Origin of the sequence: Paenibacillus durus (assembly GCF_000756615.1) — a bacterium.
Taxonomy (GTDB): domain Bacteria; phylum Bacillota; class Bacilli; order Paenibacillales; family Paenibacillaceae; genus Paenibacillus_AQ; species Paenibacillus_AQ durus.
Window position 1 is genome coordinate 3,304,847 of sequence record NZ_CP009288.1, and the last position, 16,887, is coordinate 3,321,733.

At 46.4% G+C, this 16,887-nt stretch carries 21 protein-coding genes; 8 read left to right on the forward strand and 13 right to left on the reverse strand.

Annotated features, from left to right (window positions below):
* Positions 1–36: 36 nt before the first annotated feature.
* The 3 genes from PDUR_RS13940 to PDUR_RS13950 all read right to left on the reverse strand — a co-directional run bounded on the left by PDUR_RS13940 (position 37) and on the right by PDUR_RS13950 (position 2,515).
* On the reverse strand, positions 37–642 hold the full coding sequence (locus PDUR_RS13940; protein ID WP_042206798.1) for an ester cyclase: 606 nt from the start codon (positions 640–642) through the stop codon (positions 37–39).
* Positions 643–1,022: 380 nt separating this feature from the next.
* Positions 1,023–1,931, reverse strand: coding sequence for an alpha/beta hydrolase (locus PDUR_RS13945; protein WP_233277375.1), 909 nt, complete (start codon positions 1,929–1,931; stop codon positions 1,023–1,025).
* A 134-nt stretch (positions 1,932–2,065) separates the two neighbouring features.
* Positions 2,066–2,515, reverse strand: a complete 450-nt coding sequence (locus tag PDUR_RS13950) for an Rrf2 family transcriptional regulator (RefSeq protein WP_042206799.1) — start codon at positions 2,513–2,515, stop codon at positions 2,066–2,068.
* Between the two features lie 196 nt (positions 2,516–2,711).
* Between PDUR_RS13950 and PDUR_RS13955 the strand changes: the two genes are divergently transcribed.
* The gene (locus PDUR_RS13955) at positions 2,712–4,133 is read left to right on the forward strand and encodes a hypothetical protein (protein ID WP_042206800.1); all 1,422 of its coding nucleotides are present in this window, start codon (positions 2,712–2,714) and stop codon (positions 4,131–4,133) included.
* A 15-nt stretch (positions 4,134–4,148) separates the two neighbouring features.
* Positions 4,149–4,484: a hypothetical protein gene (locus PDUR_RS13960; protein ID WP_042206801.1), complete on the forward strand. Its 336-nt coding sequence runs from the start codon at positions 4,149–4,151 to the stop codon at positions 4,482–4,484.
* Positions 4,485–4,561: 77 nt separating this feature from the next.
* On the opposite strand, the gene PDUR_RS13965 is transcribed toward PDUR_RS13960, so the two are convergent.
* The 4 genes from PDUR_RS13965 to PDUR_RS13980 all read right to left on the reverse strand — a co-directional run bounded on the left by PDUR_RS13965 (position 4,562) and on the right by PDUR_RS13980 (position 6,971).
* Complete coding sequence (locus tag PDUR_RS13965) at positions 4,562–4,918, reverse strand: hypothetical protein (protein ID WP_042206802.1); 357 nt, start codon at positions 4,916–4,918, stop codon at positions 4,562–4,564.
* 46 nt (positions 4,919–4,964) lie between these two features.
* Positions 4,965–5,336, reverse strand: a complete 372-nt coding sequence (locus PDUR_RS13970; RefSeq protein WP_042206803.1) for a hypothetical protein — start codon at positions 5,334–5,336, stop codon at positions 4,965–4,967.
* 173 nt (positions 5,337–5,509) lie between these two features.
* Positions 5,510–6,508 carry a ketoacyl-ACP synthase III gene (locus PDUR_RS13975; RefSeq protein ID WP_218918403.1) on the reverse strand — a complete coding sequence of 333 codons (999 nt, stop codon included), beginning with the start codon at positions 6,506–6,508 and terminating at the stop codon, positions 5,510–5,512.
* 85 nt (positions 6,509–6,593) lie between these two features.
* Complete coding sequence (locus tag PDUR_RS13980; protein ID WP_042206805.1) at positions 6,594–6,971, reverse strand: hypothetical protein; 378 nt, start codon at positions 6,969–6,971, stop codon at positions 6,594–6,596.
* Between the two features lie 781 nt (positions 6,972–7,752).
* Here PDUR_RS13980 and PDUR_RS13990 point away from each other — a divergent pair.
* Both PDUR_RS13990 and PDUR_RS29160 read left to right on the forward strand, forming a co-directional pair.
* Positions 7,753–8,424 (forward strand): YukJ family protein, encoded by a 672-nt coding sequence (locus tag PDUR_RS13990; protein WP_042206807.1) that lies wholly within the window; start codon positions 7,753–7,755, stop codon positions 8,422–8,424.
* A 79-nt stretch (positions 8,425–8,503) separates the two neighbouring features.
* Positions 8,504–8,704: a solute carrier family 23 protein gene (locus PDUR_RS29160; RefSeq protein WP_042206808.1), complete on the forward strand. Its 201-nt coding sequence runs from the start codon at positions 8,504–8,506 to the stop codon at positions 8,702–8,704.
* Positions 8,705–8,723: 19 nt separating this feature from the next.
* Here PDUR_RS29160 and PDUR_RS14000 read toward each other — a convergent pair whose 3' ends face one another.
* A complete protein-coding gene (locus tag PDUR_RS14000) occupies positions 8,724–9,635 on the reverse strand; it encodes a nucleoside hydrolase (RefSeq protein ID WP_042206809.1) in 912 nt (303 codons plus the stop codon).
* 258 nt (positions 9,636–9,893) lie between these two features.
* Here PDUR_RS14000 and PDUR_RS14005 point away from each other — a divergent pair, with 258 nt between their 5' ends.
* Positions 9,894–10,163 carry a cyclic nucleotide-binding domain-containing protein gene (locus tag PDUR_RS14005; protein WP_052410224.1) on the forward strand — a complete coding sequence of 90 codons (270 nt, stop codon included), beginning with the start codon at positions 9,894–9,896 and terminating at the stop codon, positions 10,161–10,163.
* 86 nt (positions 10,164–10,249) lie between these two features.
* Here PDUR_RS14005 and PDUR_RS14010 read toward each other — a convergent pair whose 3' ends face one another.
* Positions 10,250–11,263, reverse strand: a complete 1,014-nt coding sequence (locus PDUR_RS14010; RefSeq protein ID WP_042206810.1) for a zinc-dependent alcohol dehydrogenase family protein — start codon at positions 11,261–11,263, stop codon at positions 10,250–10,252.
* A 115-nt stretch (positions 11,264–11,378) separates the two neighbouring features.
* Here PDUR_RS14010 and PDUR_RS14015 point away from each other — a divergent pair, with 115 nt between their 5' ends.
* From PDUR_RS14015 to PDUR_RS14020, 3 genes are all read left to right on the forward strand, one after another.
* On the forward strand, positions 11,379–11,771 hold the full coding sequence (locus PDUR_RS14015; protein ID WP_042206811.1) for a winged helix-turn-helix transcriptional regulator: 393 nt from the start codon (positions 11,379–11,381) through the stop codon (positions 11,769–11,771).
* A 128-nt stretch (positions 11,772–11,899) separates the two neighbouring features.
* Positions 11,900–12,007, forward strand: a complete 108-nt coding sequence (locus tag PDUR_RS28160; RefSeq protein WP_156130463.1) for a GNAT family N-acetyltransferase — start codon at positions 11,900–11,902, stop codon at positions 12,005–12,007.
* Between the two features lie 226 nt (positions 12,008–12,233).
* Positions 12,234–13,097: a DUF4405 domain-containing protein gene (locus PDUR_RS14020; RefSeq protein ID WP_052410225.1), complete on the forward strand. Its 864-nt coding sequence runs from the start codon at positions 12,234–12,236 to the stop codon at positions 13,095–13,097.
* Positions 13,098–13,198: 101 nt separating this feature from the next.
* Here PDUR_RS14020 and PDUR_RS29510 read toward each other — a convergent pair whose 3' ends face one another.
* From PDUR_RS29510 to PDUR_RS14035, 4 genes are all read right to left on the reverse strand, one after another.
* Entirely contained in the window at positions 13,199–13,420 is a 222-nt protein-coding gene (locus PDUR_RS29510; RefSeq protein ID WP_218918404.1) for a hypothetical protein, read from the reverse strand.
* A gap of 26 nt (positions 13,421–13,446) precedes the next feature.
* Positions 13,447–13,641 carry an NAD(P)H-dependent oxidoreductase gene (locus tag PDUR_RS29515; RefSeq protein ID WP_052410227.1) on the reverse strand — a complete coding sequence of 65 codons (195 nt, stop codon included), beginning with the start codon at positions 13,639–13,641 and terminating at the stop codon, positions 13,447–13,449.
* 96 nt (positions 13,642–13,737) lie between these two features.
* Positions 13,738–15,051, reverse strand: coding sequence for a nitrogenase component 1 (locus tag PDUR_RS14030; RefSeq protein ID WP_042206812.1), 1,314 nt, complete (start codon positions 15,049–15,051; stop codon positions 13,738–13,740).
* A complete protein-coding gene (locus PDUR_RS14035; protein WP_042206813.1) occupies positions 15,035–16,543 on the reverse strand; it encodes a nitrogenase component 1 in 1,509 nt (502 codons plus the stop codon). Before PDUR_RS14035 ends, PDUR_RS14030 begins: the two co-directional genes overlap by 17 nt.
* Positions 16,544–16,887 lie beyond the last annotated feature (344 nt).

Here is a 16,887-nt window from a genome sequence, read left to right on the forward strand (position 1 = left end):
GAACACCCTCTTTAATGAAATGGAGTCCTAGCAGGTTTATTTTTCCGCCACGACGCCGATTTGCTGCATGAAAGTTAAGTTATCTTCCAAGTGCCAATCTTCAACGAGTTTCCCATCCTTGATACGTAAAATATCGATCGCCATGAAATGAATGGGCTTTCCGGTCGGCTTGTTCCCCATGAACTCACCTGTGTCCGTACCCGTGAATGAGAGACGGGCTGTTACCTTGTCCCCAACCACCAATAAATCCTCAATGCTGCACTGCAAATCAGGAACGATTTTGCGGAATCTGCTGGAGGCGAATTTCAAACCTTCCGGACCTTGAGGTCTCCCCTTCGGCAGCGTGTTATCAATGAAGTCTGGTGAAACGGCCTGCGAAATAAATTCCTCATTACCCGTATTCCAGAATGCGTAAAAGCGCTGCGCGGTTTGAACCATTGTGTCTGCTTCGCTTGCATTCAAAGCCGGATCTATCGTCATTGATTGGGGTTGTGGAAGATCCTTCAACAGTTGAATCTCTTTTTTAGGGGGTTCAGCGGTTTTATCGGCCGAGGCCGCATTACTGCATGCTGATACGAGAAGCACTGTTCCTAAGATGAGAGCACCAGCAATCGATTGAATTAATTTCTTTTTTGATAGCATCATGTTCCTCCAAGTTTTAGTTAATCCGGTAACCAGTAGTCCTCCTTGGTTCACCTCCCTTAATTAGAAATGGAATTATCGGATCACTTCGATATTATAAATGCAGTAAATTCATTTTTGGAAGTAGTGATATTTTATTCACATAGTTTCCCTAAGTATATTATTGTGAAGTAATTAGCTTAATCGAGTTAAAAAAATTATTGGAGGATGTTGAAGTCCAGGCGAGTTCTATCCCAGTGCCAGCTGAAGGATTATGGAGTATTGAATCGAGGCGGGTGACTTGATTCCTTTTTCTATACAAAAAGGGAATCCGAATTTTATACAAATACGATTCCCTCTTTGTTTGAATATTTTTCCCATAAAATGGCGGTTAACCTTGGTTAACACTCTTTCAGATGGGATTGAAAAAACGATTTAACGACTTCAAGCGTGTGAGGCTGGGTGAAACCGAAATGTCCGCCGCCTGTTATTTTATACAACGTTATATCATTGCCGGCCTGCTTCATCGTCTTGAAAAATTCAAGGCTTTGTTCGTATGGCACGACGTCGTCCTGATCTCCGTGCATCATTAAAATCGGAGGCGTATCTGGGTGTACATATTGACTTGGACTCGCTTTTCTAGCTTTATCCTTGTTTTCCTGGATGGCCCCGCCGACCAGCTTCGATTCGGGCGAATGCGGTGAATCATGGTCAAACCGGGACGGATATTGACTCATGGACAAAAGATCCGTCGGGCCGAACCAGTCCACAATGGCCTGAACCCGCGAGGATTCCTCAAGATGCTCCCTGTCTCCCGTGAATTCTTCGATCCCTTCGGTCAAGGCAAGCAAAAGAGATAGGTGCCCGCCCGAGGAATCTCCCCATACGCCTATTTTTTCCGGATTGATATTGTACTTGGACGCATTGGCTTTCAGGAAACGCACCGCCGCCTTCACATCCTGAAGCTGTCCCGGGAACAAAGCTTCACCACTTCCTCTATATTGCACAGACGCGACCACGTAGCCTTGTTTTACAAAATCGTCCAGTTGAGGGATAAAAGCGTAAATATTCTGTTCCGTCCATCCCCATCCCGAGCCTTGCAAATAAATAATCAAAGGATACGTTTCTTTGTTCCCTTCCCTGCCGAACAGCGCATCCATCGGGTCCCGATACACCAGCACATTCAGTTTCAATGAAGTTCCCTCCACATTGGAGAACTCAATATTGGGGATCAATTGAACATACGTATTGACATTTGGCTCCCACTTAAGCTCTTTGACTTCGTTTTCCACATTGACGTTCTTTGTCATTTGATTCTCCTCCTTGAAAATAAAAAATATACAGCCCGGTAAAATTTCACCTGCAATTCCATTGCTACATTGTCCTCACCCCTTTCAAAATCGATTTTGTTGTAATCATAATCATTACAACGAACTTAAAAAAATTATGCTTCCGCAGAAGCATTAGAGGCATTCTTTCTTTGAACAATAAGCTCCGTAATTTCTTTAATAGAGATTTCTTGCAGGATCTGTTCCATAGCCGTTTGAGCTTTTAATAAAATTAGCTCCAAAACCTGATTAATATTGGCTCCCACCCAACAGCTCGGGTTCGGATTGTCATGCGTATGGAACAGTTCCCCTTCCTCGACGACCTCAACGGCTTTATAGATGTCATATAAGGAGATATCGGCGGCATCCCTTAGCAAGAAGGCCCCTCCGGAGCCCCGCTTCACATCGAGCAGACCTGATTTTTTCAATAACCTGCTGATTTGACGGATAATTACCGGATTCGTGTTAACGCTGTCGGCGATCTGCTCCGAAGTCAGAAGATCCGTCCGAACATGAATCAGGGATAACATATGAACGGCGATGGAAAATCGGCTGCTGATTCTCAATGTAATCATCCTTTCGTTGTAATAATATTAATTACAACAAGGTGGATTGTCAACCCCTCTACCCGCATATTAATTTCCCTGCATCTTTGGTGCTGCGATTCACGTTTTCCTAAAGATGTTATAGTCAATCCGCCCTTCCCTTCTGTCTAGGATAATCGTACATATATAACAAAGACACTGGTTGAGGAGGATGACCTTGAAAAGTGGCAATAGTTATACCACAAAAGTGTACAGCGATAAAAGAATTAACATACGCTTGATAAGCAAGCAGCGGAAACGGCTGAAAAAAATTATATTATTCTTTGATTCAAGCGGAAAATTACGCGTAAAGTTTCCGCACAAATCAAAACGCAGCGTGAGAAATTTACAAAAAAGACGGCTCTCAAATCGAAAAAAGCGCTCTAGACATTCTAAACGGAAGAAAGGGGTTCTAAGAGCAGGCGCAGTGCGTCAGATAACTTTAACAGATATCAAAGAAATAGTCGTTTCCCGCGATCCCCCAATTACAAATGAACCACTCGTGATTACAACCAACCCACAGGCGGCTGTCAACACAAACGTTGCAACCAACCGGCCACATACGATGGTGAACGGGCAGGACGTGAGTTTAAGTGTTCAACAGAGTGAATCCAGCACTGGCTTGGCTGAGCGCCCGCATCAAGAAACAAGCATACACCTCCCGGGAGAAGACATCAGCGACCCTAAACAGAATATGCCTGTACAGATTATCAAGGAGAATACAATTACAACCATCCCACAGGTGTCAACCAATCCAAACGTGACAACCAATCCGCCACTTATGCCGGTGAACCAGCAGGATAGCAGTTTACGCATTCAGCATCGTGAATCCAGCACTGGCTTGGCTGAGCGCCCGCATCAAGGAACAAACATACACCTTTCCTCAGGTGAAGCGATCAGCGACCCTAAACAGAATGTGCCTGCACAGACTATCAAGGAGAATAAAAAAAACCAAGCAGTGACGAATCCCGGAACGGTGATCAGCAAACCTGGTTTAAAGAGTGATCCCGATAAAACGTTGGCGGATAGCCAGAAGTCTCATCTTATCCAAAGCATCCCGCAAGAAGCGCCGGTCGTTAATGATAGCCCGGTCACCTGGAGACGCACTTTCGAAGCGGAAAAAGCCAGTGATACGGCCGCAATAGATTTTTTGCAAAAGAGAAAAGGCCCTCTTCATCAGAGTGGTTCTAATACAGAGTCGGCAGATCAATCGCAATTGACAGTCAAGCGGCAGGCCTGGAGGTACAGCGGGTCTAAAAGGACCGATCCGGGCAGCAGCCTCAGTTGGATCGAATGGGCACATAATCAAAAATCGGTACAAACAAGCGATCCTCGTGTGATAATTCCAGAACCGGAGGCAGCATCCGTATCACATGATCCCATACTGGAGCCCAGGGTTGAAAAAGAACCACTGATAATTAAAGATATCCTGAGAACAGACAGTATTGAACAGGTCAAGGGTAAAGCCAACAAAATTGTGAAGGAGACAAATAAGAAGTACACCAAAGTATCTACTCTAGAGGATGTAAACATAAAAATTACTGGAGAGAACGGTAATGGCTCGATTCGAGGAAGCGGACGTCATAACAGAGGATTATAAATTAGGAGTGATCATGTGATCCAGAATGAGAAAGAAATTACGGTTCTCGTTGAAAAAATAATCACGCGGCAAATAAAACAGCTGCAAGAAAAATTCTTGGGAAAAATCAATGCTGACCTGAAAAATGAAAACGGAAATGCAAGTGTCAAACAAAGTGGGAACGGCATAGTATATGTAGATAATACAGGAATCGCATATGCTATGGTCTTATTCTATTATCATTTCATGGATGAAGAGCATAGAAAAGCCATGAATATCGATGAGATTTTAGGCAGACTCGATGGGATTATTTCCGAGAACCGTAAAACTTTTACGGATGTCATTGAATCATTAAAACCCTCAGAAGAATGAAATGACACCGGACAGCTCAGTGGTAAAATGAACTGTCCGGCCGGCAACTCAACACATGAACTTAAGATCTCTTAGAATTAGTAATCTACGTGAGCGTTACCGTTTTTGACTTGAATAAAAATTTTCTGCTCCGATTCCTGTTCCGACTCCTGCTCCGATTTTTGTTCAGCTTTTTGCTCAGATTCCTGTTTGGCATCTTGATCTGCTTTGGCAGAAGCAAAAGCTTGTGCGAATGCTTTGGCAAAAGCTTCACTTATTGCCTTTGCAAGAGCTTCGTTTTCGTTCTTATTTTCGTTCTCATTTTTGTTCTCATTTTTGTTCTCATTTTCATTTTCATTTTCGTTTTCGTTTTCGTTTTCGTTCTTATTGATACTTTTTTGGAGCTGCAAGGCAACTGCGATGACCAGCGAAAGAAAATCTTCGTAATTTCTCAATGTGCTATCCCCTTATCTGAACATTATTTGTTTTTATTTGGATGTATTACCATTTTTTATTGCGTTTTACATGTGCGTTACCATTTTTAACCTCTATATAAATGTTTTGATCGGAATCCTGATCGGAATCCTGATCGGATTTTTGTTTAGCTTTTTGATCGGAATCCTGTTTGAGTTCCTGCTCTGCCTCCGCTTTGGATTTTGCACTTGCATAAGCTTTAGCGAAAGCTGCAGCCAAAGCTTTTGCCCGTGCCTTATTCTCGTTGTCATTGTCGTTGTCATTGTCGTTGTCATTGTCATTGTCGTTGTCGTTGTCGTTCTCGTTATCATTCTCGTTTTTGTTAAAGCTCAGTTGTGCTTGTAATGCTGCGGCAATTGCGGCTCCAAGAGCATCTATATCAAATTCTCTATCACTCATGTTGTGTCTCCTTTCAGTTTGATAATGTATCATATGACAGAGAATCCGATTCGAAAGGGTGATTAAACTGGATGAAAAATCCATTTTTCACATGCTATCGCGTGGTTGGTTGAACGAAAAAAGCATCCCTCCCAGATCTGCGAGAGGAATGCTTTTTGAAATACATAGGCCTATTAATATTTATAAATCACATTGCAAGAAGTAATTCCCGCTCCTACCGACCAGAAGACGATGACATCGCCGCGTTTGATTTCGCCCTCTTCAATCGATTTGGCAAAGGCGATAAACGGGCTGCTTGTCCCTGTGTAGCCAAACTCATCCCCAATAAACTTGAATTTCTCAGGGTCCTCGTTAAGCTGATCGCAAATGATATCGATATTTTTCTTGGCAAATTGAGACAGGAAGTATTTTTTGACATCCGACTTGGTCAGTCCGTTCTCCTTGAGCAGTCTTTCGATGGCGTTCTTCGCACTCAAGAAAGCTTCATCCGTATCGAACGGCAGCCATTCGATTCGCTTGTCGCTCTCCTCCAAGTCCTCCCTGTATATATTGGAGAATCCCTTGGCAGGCAGAACAATCGTATCATGCAGCGAAGAATCCGTATAGAATGAAGAATCGATAAATCCGCAATCGCTATCCTCCACTCGTTCAAGGATAAGTGCGGCAGCGGCATCTCCAAAATTGGAGTATGGAACTTCTTCATTTGTCCTGGAGTATTTATTCAATTGCTCCGCTCCGACAATCATGGCATATTTGACATTTGGATTCGACAGCATATTGCGGCTGATCTGTTCCAGCGCGACGACCATTCCCACACAGTTGGAGTTGATATCATAAACGATAGCGGAGTTCTTGCCGCCGAGTGCATGATGCACTTTCACAGCGTTGGTCGGCTGTACATACTCGGGTGTTCCTGATGAAAATACGATCATGTCTAGCTCAGCGCTATCAATACCCGTTTGGTATAGTACTTTTTGGGCCGCTTCAATTCCCATCGTTAGTGGGTTTTCATGGGGATCATTAGACAGATAACGGGTCTCCCGTCCGGTTACCTCCAGAAGCCCCGTAATATCCTTCCCTTGCCGTTCAAAATGCTTCACAAAGTACTCGTTGCCAACTTTATTTTCCGGATGGTAGATCGCTACCCCGCAAATTTTTACATTTGCACTCATTATTTTTCATCCCCTTTTTCAAAATTCGGCATCACAAAAGGCAGTACTCCGGCTGATACAATAGCGCGACGTGCTGCCTGGTTTATTATAGCTGAAGCTTTCCAGGGTCATCCACGAACTGGAACTTGTCCCGCATGTTCGTTTCCCGTGCAACCCGCTTAAGCTGCATTTGCCCCACAGGATTTTGTGGATTAATGAAGCTCACCGATTTGAACTCCGCATACGCTTGATACGCATCACGCAAGTATGGCAGTAAATCGGGCTTGAAGGTCGAAAGGCCTTGGCAGTCGATTACGATGCTGTATTCATCCTTGTTTAAAGAAGCCGCATTCTTCTCGTAGTCTACAAAAAATTTCTCTGCCTCATCCACCCCGTAAAAACCAAAGAGGTCAATGTGAAACACCTTTGCTTTGGGATCAACCCACATATGATGCCGTCCCAGTTGGTTTGTTGATTCTGCCATCTGTCATTACCGCCTTTCGTCTTAGACACATTGTTTGAATATAATCTCCGAGCTGACAATCCCTGGTAGCATATACTATATGTATCGGATAAGAATCAGAAATCTTTAGTAAAAAAGAACCAATATACTGATTATTCTGATCGGCTTGCCCCCAGAAGGAATCTAGCACAACTTGGCGTATGCATCATACGTCCTTTTTATATGAGATTAAACTATTCGGTATATGTCCAATGGCAAGAATCACACCGCAGATCAATAAATAAACGGAATGCAGCACGACCGAGCCAAAAAGAAAATAGAGGACCGGGCTAACCGCTAGAGGTACCGGAATCCCAATCATTGGAGCGAACAATAGGCTATATTCCCTACCCCGCCCAAAATATCGTATCCATCCTATGTAATAAAGTAATAGAGATATTATCATTCCGATCAGTGAAATGACCTCATATGAATGTTCAATATGTACAGATGAGAAAATAGGAATTATGAATACCCCGAGCCGTCCAACCCCTTCTGCCGCCGAGAGAATTGGACTCCCTTTTTCTTCTGCTTGGTTAGGTCCATTCCTTGGCTGGAATCTAAAAAACATAAGATTTGGCAGTAAAATCAAAAACGGTATAATAAGACTAACCGGATGCAACAACTCGATCTCCCCCTAGTTGATTTACTTTTCGAGCAAACTACGATCGCTCTGTTCTTCCTACCAAATTATTCCAGACTAATCCCCTCAAATAATTACAACAATAGATTAGAACAACAAAACTACAGGAGTGATTATATTATGCCTCTACAGCCTTATGGTGTGTTAAAGGGAAAAGTATCGAGAGGGGAGCCAGTTCCAGAAAATTCAAATGACACTACCCCTCATTACCGTGCCACGGTGGAAGCCAACAATAAGGAGTACGAAATACAGATTAATGTCAAGTCGAAGAAAGCCCCATCCGAATTATTATATTTGGTCAGTGAGGATTTTCATGCGGATCAAATCACACATTTACCCGGCCTTCCCGAAGGGTTTAATGAAATTACTTCAACCGATCGACAAATTGCTCTGGACTATATCAGAGGGGGATTGTTTGACCCGGGTAAGATGACCGAGCTTCCCTACAGAGTAAGCGGCCCCGACAACGATCTCAACGAAAAGGTTGACAACTATATTAAAGAAGCCATTTCAAAGAGAGCGGTCATCTACGTATTTGGCGAACCCTATAATAATCGACGGGGAATGCACAATATACACATGAACCAAGGCAACCATCGGGATTTTGTGGGGGACGATGGCATTTGGCAGGACGGCGGAATCCTCATTCATTTTGAAGAAGAAAATCGCTGGGCCGGTATGTTCCTGGCTTTCCAATCTCAATCCTGGTGTACTGACGATCAAGGGCATTCCGAACGGCCGGTCAGTGTATGCAATCATAAGACGGTACGCAGAGCTGAGGCGGCTCAATAACGGACGGTGTGTCCTTACCTCGATCATCCTGCTTTCCAGCCTTGCGGCAAGTTTACAAGCCTTTACCCTGGCGGTTGATGTGGATATTTCAGACGGAAGCTTAAACCGGGGAGCCCTGATTACCGCTGTCGGAACAGGGCTTGCTGGAATATTCGGTGTGGCCCCGGCCATGCCAATGGCAATATCGGCAGGTTTTATCACCGTTACGGGCATCGCCTTACGGCTTCCTTTTATGTTGGCATCCGCAGCCGTTGCGGTGCTGGGCTCTTCCCCTTTTTAGGACAATGCTCTCAACCAGATCATGGAGCCGTGGATGTAGTCAAACGGTTCATCAGGATCGCCAGAAACCGCCCGCTATCCACTTCAAGGCAGACCTCCACATTGCCATCCTCTGCGCGGACAGCGACAGTCTGCCCTGTCTTTGCACGGTGATCGTATTCGACGGTCACTTTCATTTTTTCGGTTTGGACAAGCGACCGGTCGATGAGAAGCGAGACGGTAAGCGGGTCATGCATAAACGTCTTCTTCTCCTTGATAAAATCGAACCAGAAATCCATCTGCCGAGCCAGCGCGGCATTCAGCGGATCATTCGTCTCCTGCAGCCGTTTGCGATGTTCATCGGTAATAATGACCTGCTTTGTGACATCCAGTCCCACCATTACAATAGGCGCGCCGCTGCCGAATACGACAGATGCCGCTTCCGGGTCGCTGACAATATTATGCTCGGTCACAGGTAATTCGGCAGCATTGCGGCCAAGTCGGGTAACGCCGCCCATCAGAATAATTTCTTTGACGTTATGGGCGATCCGCGGCTCGCGGATCAGGCAGGCGGCGATATTCGTCAGCGGTCCGATCGGCACCAGCGTAATTTCGCCCGGATTCGCCATAATCGTATCGATGATGAAATCGACAGCGTGGCGCTCTTCGTAAGGAAGCGATTCTCCTTCCTCAATAAGCCCTTTCCCTTCGTGGCCGGCCATCCATATTTCACGGTTGCCGAGCAGCGGCCGATCCAGACCGGCGTATACGCGTACGTCTTCCCGGCCGCCATGCTGAAGCATTTTGGTGACCATCCGGGCGCGTAAATCGGCATTTCCGTACACAGTCGTGACACCTTCGAGAACAAGCTCCGGGGATTTCATCGCCAGCGCAAGAGCCATGGCGTCATCAATATCGCTGCCGATATCTGTATCGATAATTAAACGGTTCATATCCTTTTCCTCTCTCTTTGCGGCTTTTTTCGATATGGCTGAAGTCATGTTCTGATTTTATCAAATTTTAAATGAAATTTTTATAAAAATTTCGACGTAAAATGCACCCGCTTAAAATTTTCATTAGTTTGACCTGAAGGTTGTTCTAATGTCCATCCCAAGGGGTGCACTTTACGTGAAATGCAGCGCTTTATTACTTGTCCCTCCTAGTTAGTCTGTACCGGTTACGCGGCTTTTGTCCAGGTGGATGCCGAGGATATGCTGGTCATCGACCAAGGGACGCATCACGCCAGAATACGCAAACACACGATAATCCAATCCCCCGAAATCGCCAGGAGCAGCCTTTATTTTGTAAAAGAAGGAGCCTTGCGCCTCTATATCATCAATGCGGAAGGGAAACAGTTTACCGTAGGTATTTTGGGAAAAGGAAGCACGTTTGGCGAGGTGGAATCTTTCTCACTAAATCAAAGAAATAGCATGCTGGAAAAAATGGCCCTCGGCACCGTAAAAGAAAAAATCTTCTCATGAAATACTCCTGCGTTGTTAGCTGCTCCGAATTAGAGAACCGGGAACCCTCATGGATTCCCGATCTCTCGGTCTTAAAGCTCCCCAAGTTAGAATTTAATGCAAATCTTTCCAAAATACGACCCTTCCGCCAAGTATTGCAGTGCTTCGACAGTGCGTTCGAATGGAAATACACGGTCAATAACCGGACGAAGCCCGTTTTGCCGGATTGCTAGGTTCATCGATTCGAACATGTCGCGGCTTCCGACGTTAATGGCCTGCAGGCGAGCTCTTCTTAAAATGGCGGGGATAATCGCAAAACCATCCACTTGGTAGCCCGAAAGACCGCCTACCATGCTGATCTGTCCACCCACTCGCAGCGCCGAGATTGACTTGTTCAGTGTAGCCGATCCGCCCAGATCGACGATATGATCGGCACCGCGTCCATCCGTTAGTTCCAGAACGATCTGATCCCATTCGGGCGTTTGTTTGTAATTGATCCCGAAGTCCGCCCCGAGTTCCTTTGCCCGCTTAAGCTTCTCATCGCTGCTGGATGTTATGATCACCGTTGCACCGTGAAGCTTGGCGAATTGAAGCGCGAACAGGGAGACGCCTCCTGTGCCTTGCACGACAACGGTATCACCGGCTTTGACTTTGCCTTCTTCTACGATAGCATGCCATGCCGTCACCCCTGCGCAAGGAAGCGCCGCCGCCTCTTCATCCGTCAAATGATCGGGCACGCGAACGAGTCCTTTCTCGGGAAGTACGGCATATTCCGCAAGCAGCCCATCCAGCGGACTTCCCAGCGCACTCACCCAATTGTCTCGGGTAGCCTCTCCGGAAATCCAACTTTGAGTAAAAATACCGCTCACCCGGTCACCGAGCTTGAACCTCGTCGCTCCCTCGCCCAATGCCGCCACTTCGCCCACACCGTCAGATACCGGAATTAAAGGGGCTTTCAAATCAGGATTATAAAATCCGTCAATCACGCCCAAATCTCTGGAGTTAAGGGAAACCGCCCGCATTTTGATGCAAACTTCGCCAGGACCCGGAACCGGTATCGGACGTTCGACTTCCTTCAACTGATCAATTCCAAATGCGCCTTGAATTTCGTATACTTTCATGAGAGCTCGCTCCTTTTTTGTATGGTATAGACATACATTAATACATATACTACACTTTAGTAAGGAGGCACTTTATAGTGTCCAGGGAACCTAAAGGTGCACAGGAGGACGTCAGATGAATTCTTCATATTCACATAAAACTATACAGCCCGATATATCTTTATCTATTTGCGGGTACAGCAAAGTACTTGAGATTGTTTCCAACAAATGGACAGCATTGGTCGTCTATGCAATGGAAGATGGAGTTATTCGTTACGGCGAGATAAGAAGACGAATCGAAGGCATATCCAAAAAAATGCTGACCCAGACCCTGCGGCAGCTGGAACGGAACGGATTGGTGAAGCGTGTTATTACGCCGTCCGTCCCACCAATCGTCGAATACTCACTTACTGGGCTGGGAGAATCTTTACTTGAGCCCATGAGGACACTGAATCAGTGGACGAAAGAAAATTATTCGCTGGTTGAACAGGCCAGAGAGAATTACGATCGGGATAATAGCGGGGAATGAAATTCGGAGGCGCTTATACGATTAAGCATTCGGGACCACTTTGGTCCAAGTCATCAGCGGCCTGTTTCCTCCACCCATGGCCAGAGTATATTCATATCAAGTATGTTTGAAATCCGACATTCCCACACATGGTGGTGTATGCGAGGGAAAACGGGATTAAGATTATTCCTTTATGCCCCTTTGCCAAGGGAAGATTCGAGCGTTACCCCAAGTACGGGGACGTACTCCACAAATAACCGCAATAGTAAAATTCACGGTCATACCCAGCTCCCGCAGCATATAGCTGCAGGAGCTTTTTATGTTTCAAGGCGGCTTGAGCGGCGTCAGGGACGAATAACTCCAGGCTCCACTTTAGTGCTCCGGACAACTTTCAGTGGTCATTCAGCCAAACTTCAGACAGGTTTAAGCTTCCAGGCGGATAATGGGTTCACAGAACCGAACAAGAAGATTGGAGATGAACGCGTGAACAAGAAAAAACCGTATGTGAAGCTTGCCCTTGATGCAGCGATGGGCGTTACATTTGCTCTGCTGTTCAATACCAGGGTGTTTGGAGGACTGGCCTTCCACGAAATTGCCGGAATCGCCATCGGCATTGCTATTCTGACCCACATCGGATTAAACCTTAATTTTGTCAAAAAAATCACCCTGCGCCTGTTCGACAAGAATCTCCCTCATAAAACGCGCCTGAGCTACGGATTAAATGTGCTGCTGCTTTTATCCATGATCTTTGTTATTTTCAGCGGGCTGGTCATTTCTAGAGTGGTTCTGCAGGGCTTCCAATTGGGGAATGAGCGCTGGTTCAGTGTTTCCCATATGAGCATCGCCTATCTCACACTTGCTCTGATCGGAGTACATATCGGCCTGCACTGGCATTGGGTGATGAAAGTAACGCAAAGGCTGCTGCATCTGAAGATGTCAAAAGCCCGTGCGCGAATTCTGATGACCTGTGCCGCGGTGTTCGTATTGCTGTTCGGCGTGTACCAAGTGTACTCCACTCACTACATTTCGAGGCTTCAGATGGTTGGGAACGTATTCGGCATCTTGACTGCGGCGGCGGAAGAAAGCGGGATAGAGCGGTATGATTTTGACGAAAGAACCTTCAATAACGAACCGGCGCCATTCGACGGGACGGGCATGGACCAAGAGAACGGCTTCGAGCGACGAGCTATGGGAGGATTTTCCCGGGGAGAGCATGAAGGCGGCCGTCAGTCCCCCAACTTTATTGGCGTCATCCTGACCTATTTCGGCATTATGGCCGTATTTGCCGGAATCACTTATTATGCAGATAAATGGGCCTGCCGAAGAAAACGGGCCATTACCGCTTAAAAGAAGCGTTATACGAACTCCAATCCCGCTATAAGCGGAATTGGAGTTTTGTTGTTGGACCATTCAATGATGCTGAATCACATTATGGATCAACGATCGCTTCATACTGCAGCCAAACGGGCTCCAAGCTCAAACGCCTTTTTGCGGTCGATGGGGAACTGCTCCTCTCTTACCCTGGCCTTATGCGCAGCGTCGAATCTGGAAGCTTCATACTTGGAATAATCGGTAAATTGGTACGTGTCATAGGAAAGCAGAATCTCCGAATCCCCGCCCAGTATCTGCAGAATATTCCGGTTGCCCTGGAACACCGCCTCATAATTCATATCATGTGCCCGTTCTTCTGTGACATTCATGGTATAGATAAAGCCTGAGTTGACCTGCCCTCAAAAGTGGATCTTTCTCCTACGTTGTAGGATAGATTGGGGAACAGCAGCCGCTCCAGAAAGCTGCGCATTTCTCCGGTAACATTGCCGAAATAGATTGGGGAACCAAGCAGGAGGGCGTCCGATTCCAGAATTTCCTGGAGCACTTTCCTAAAGTTCATGTAGGATCAGATCCTTTACGCAGAGCCTGCGATCCTGAACAAAAAAGGTTCGCAAATCGCTCCTAAGAACAATTATACGAACCTTTGAGCCTATTTTCACATGAAATCATTCAAAACGACGGAATAGATATCTTCAACCAATTGTAATGCTCCATTATATCCAACGTAGGATTTGCTCAATACCAACTCATTGCCGATCGGCGCGGCAACCGATAACTGATAGGCGTTCAAGTCTCTTGCAACCACCCGCTCCCAGGAACTGCCCAGAATAATAGGCCGGCTTCTGATTTTTAATCTTCGGATTTCTTCTTCAACATAACCGCCGTCATTGGAAAATACCGTTTCGGCAGCGATATCGTTAGTGAATTTTGCAAATTCAGCAGCTACGTCGCTTTGATAATTTGTTGGTGTATCATCGGTGATAAACTGCTTCTCCGGGATTAATCCCATGTCATTCGTCAAAAATTTGGCGATTCCCAGTGCATACAGGCTGTCCGCCACCGTAATGAAGCGTCTTGGCAGCAGTCTTGTTTCCAACAAAGTATCGGCCGCTCTTTCCAAATAGTAGAAATATCGCTCCTCTTGCTTACGAATGACATTTTCAACTACTGAAGGATCAATCCCGGCGAATTCACCTACCGTTCTCAGGAAATTTGAGGTTTCGGTCGGACCGATCGGAAGCGCGGGATAATGCAGAAACGGTGTACCGAATTTATCTTTCAAATGCTCGGCGGTCCGGAGTCCCACCCATGGAGAGATCACTAGATTAAACTGCGCCTTAGGTATGTTATTAATAGCGTCAACGCTGCTATCCGGTCCGAAGATCACATTCGGTTTCAGCCCGAGCGAAGAAATGAGAAGGTTCAGCTGCTCGATGTCGCCCGACCAGAAGGTATTCTGATAAGGCACAGACGACCAGATATTGACCAGTCCCGGTTCTACCTGCTGCGGCTGCAAATACTGGTCGATAATGGCATCCAGAACCAGTTCATGACCGATCAGATTGCTTCCCTTGAAACCGCCGGTTTCCACATATACAATCGGTTTGCCTTGGGCCTGGAACTTTCTTGTAATCTCTCCAACGTCATCCCCTATGATATCCGATGTGCAGCCTGTCAGCACTACGAAAAGATCGCCGTCGATGACATCAAAGGTATTGGTGATGACTTTACGCAGCCGGTCCGTACCGCCAAACACCACTTCTTTTTCCGAGGCATTGGTGCAGGGAATCGCATGTCCCCCAACATAGCCCGAACCCTGATGACCGTTCTGACTTCCAAGTGTTGTCCACAGCTTGGCCACGCAGCCCGGACCGGCATGAATGATGGGCACCGCTCTCTTGATGGCCAGTACCGATTCAAACGCACCGAGTGTGCACACATGTCTGATTTGCTCAACGCACAGCGACATTTTTCTTATTCTCTCTTTCTGTTTTTTTATTTTTTTGTTCCAGGAATTCAAACGGGTCCTGCTCCAGCCACCACTCGGTATAGGGAAGATTAACTCGTTTGGACAGATTCACGGCAAGACTATTGTTGGTCAGCGCATCGATAATGCGGTGGCCGAACTCGATCGTTCCCTGGTAGCCGAAGGCGCTGTATTCATCGCTGACCATGATGGCGGGAATACCCATCTTTGTAGCCCAGACGGACATTCCGGGATGTCTTCCGATGAAAATATCCGGCTTGACCTTGGACAGCAGATTGATAACCTCATGATTCTGCTGATCGCTTACGCTGACCGGGATATCCTTGTCTTTCTTTGTAAGCTCGGTTGTGCAGGATGGGCATCCGCCATGATCATGCTTGGCATCGTAATGCCAGGAGAATCCCCATACCACTTCCATGCCGAGATCCTCGAGAAACCGGATATAGTTATGCGCGAAGCTCGGCCCCATGCCGACGACCACTTTTTTGCCTTTCAGCTTAAACTTGAGCTCTTCCAATTCAGGCGCAGCAAGAATCTTTTGTTCGGCAAGGTACTCTTCCACTTCTTTCTCCTTGCCTACGGTCTCTCCAAGCTTTGTGAGCCAGTCATCAAAGCCCGAAATCCCGTGCGGCTGCAGCGCGGTTACATAAGGGACGCCAAAATTCTGCTCCAGGCCATTCCCCATATAACCGCCGAGCGTGCCGCAAATGCTGATTGTAGCCCCGGCTTCCGACCATCTGGAGATTTCCTCTATGTTGCTGTAGGGTATTCCGAACTGGGGAACCAGCCCCAGACGCCCGAAGATCTCGGTAATAAGAGCCCGTCCACTGCCTACAAAATTGATGACATTAACCAATTCGGGACGCTTCTTCTCAGCAGGCTTGACAATTCGTGTCAATAGGGCATGGAATGCCGCATCGAACCCGGAGGCCCAGATCTGTGACCGGAATCCTTCGCAAAATACGGGAACCACGGGGATGCCAATCTCCGCTTCCGCTTTTTTTATCGTGCTTTCGATATCGTCTCCGATAATCCCGGAAGCGCAGGATGTGGTGACAAAGATCGCTTTCGGTTTAAATCTTTCATAGGCTTTCAGGATGCCTTCTTTCAGAATCTGGTCTCCACCGAATACGACAGCCTTTTCCGACATATTGGTATTGATGATTCGAACATTTCTCTGGTCCCAGTCTCTGATTCTCTGCCCCCATTGAAACCCCGCGTTTGCGCCCGCGACGTCACCCGCACAGCCAATGGGTCCATGATTGACGATAGCGGCATCCGTTATCGAAGACAAATACCCCTGCGCGCAGCCCGAGTTGCAATTTGTCGCCTGGCTGAATCCTCTGGATGCGTTCTTCAGGCAGCCTGATTGGGATTGTTCCGCCAAATCCTTGATCGTTCCTTGATACCCTACGATGGATTTCAGTCTTTTTTCCCTGATGATTACCTGAGAGCGATCTAAATTAATTGACACTATTAAAACCTCCTTCTAGCTTTATGTGGGTTTAACTCACTCCTTAGGCGCACACCATTATTTGGCTGTTGCCAGGTAATATAACAAGCAAAATCGGATAAGGAATTCGGTTTGGCGAAAATCATGGAGAGTAGTCCGGATCATATGAGGGTTGTCTTACCGCTGCATTATCCCGGGGAATTGTGATGGTATGGGGGATTTTCTAGCGATCAAAAAGGCAGCAGGTTTTATTCCGAGTAATCTCATATGCTTAATGTTTTTACTAGTATAGCATTATTTGGGTACATGTCAAGGATAAACATTCCTTCCAAACTCTCTGAAATAAGAAAAAACCTGCAAACAAA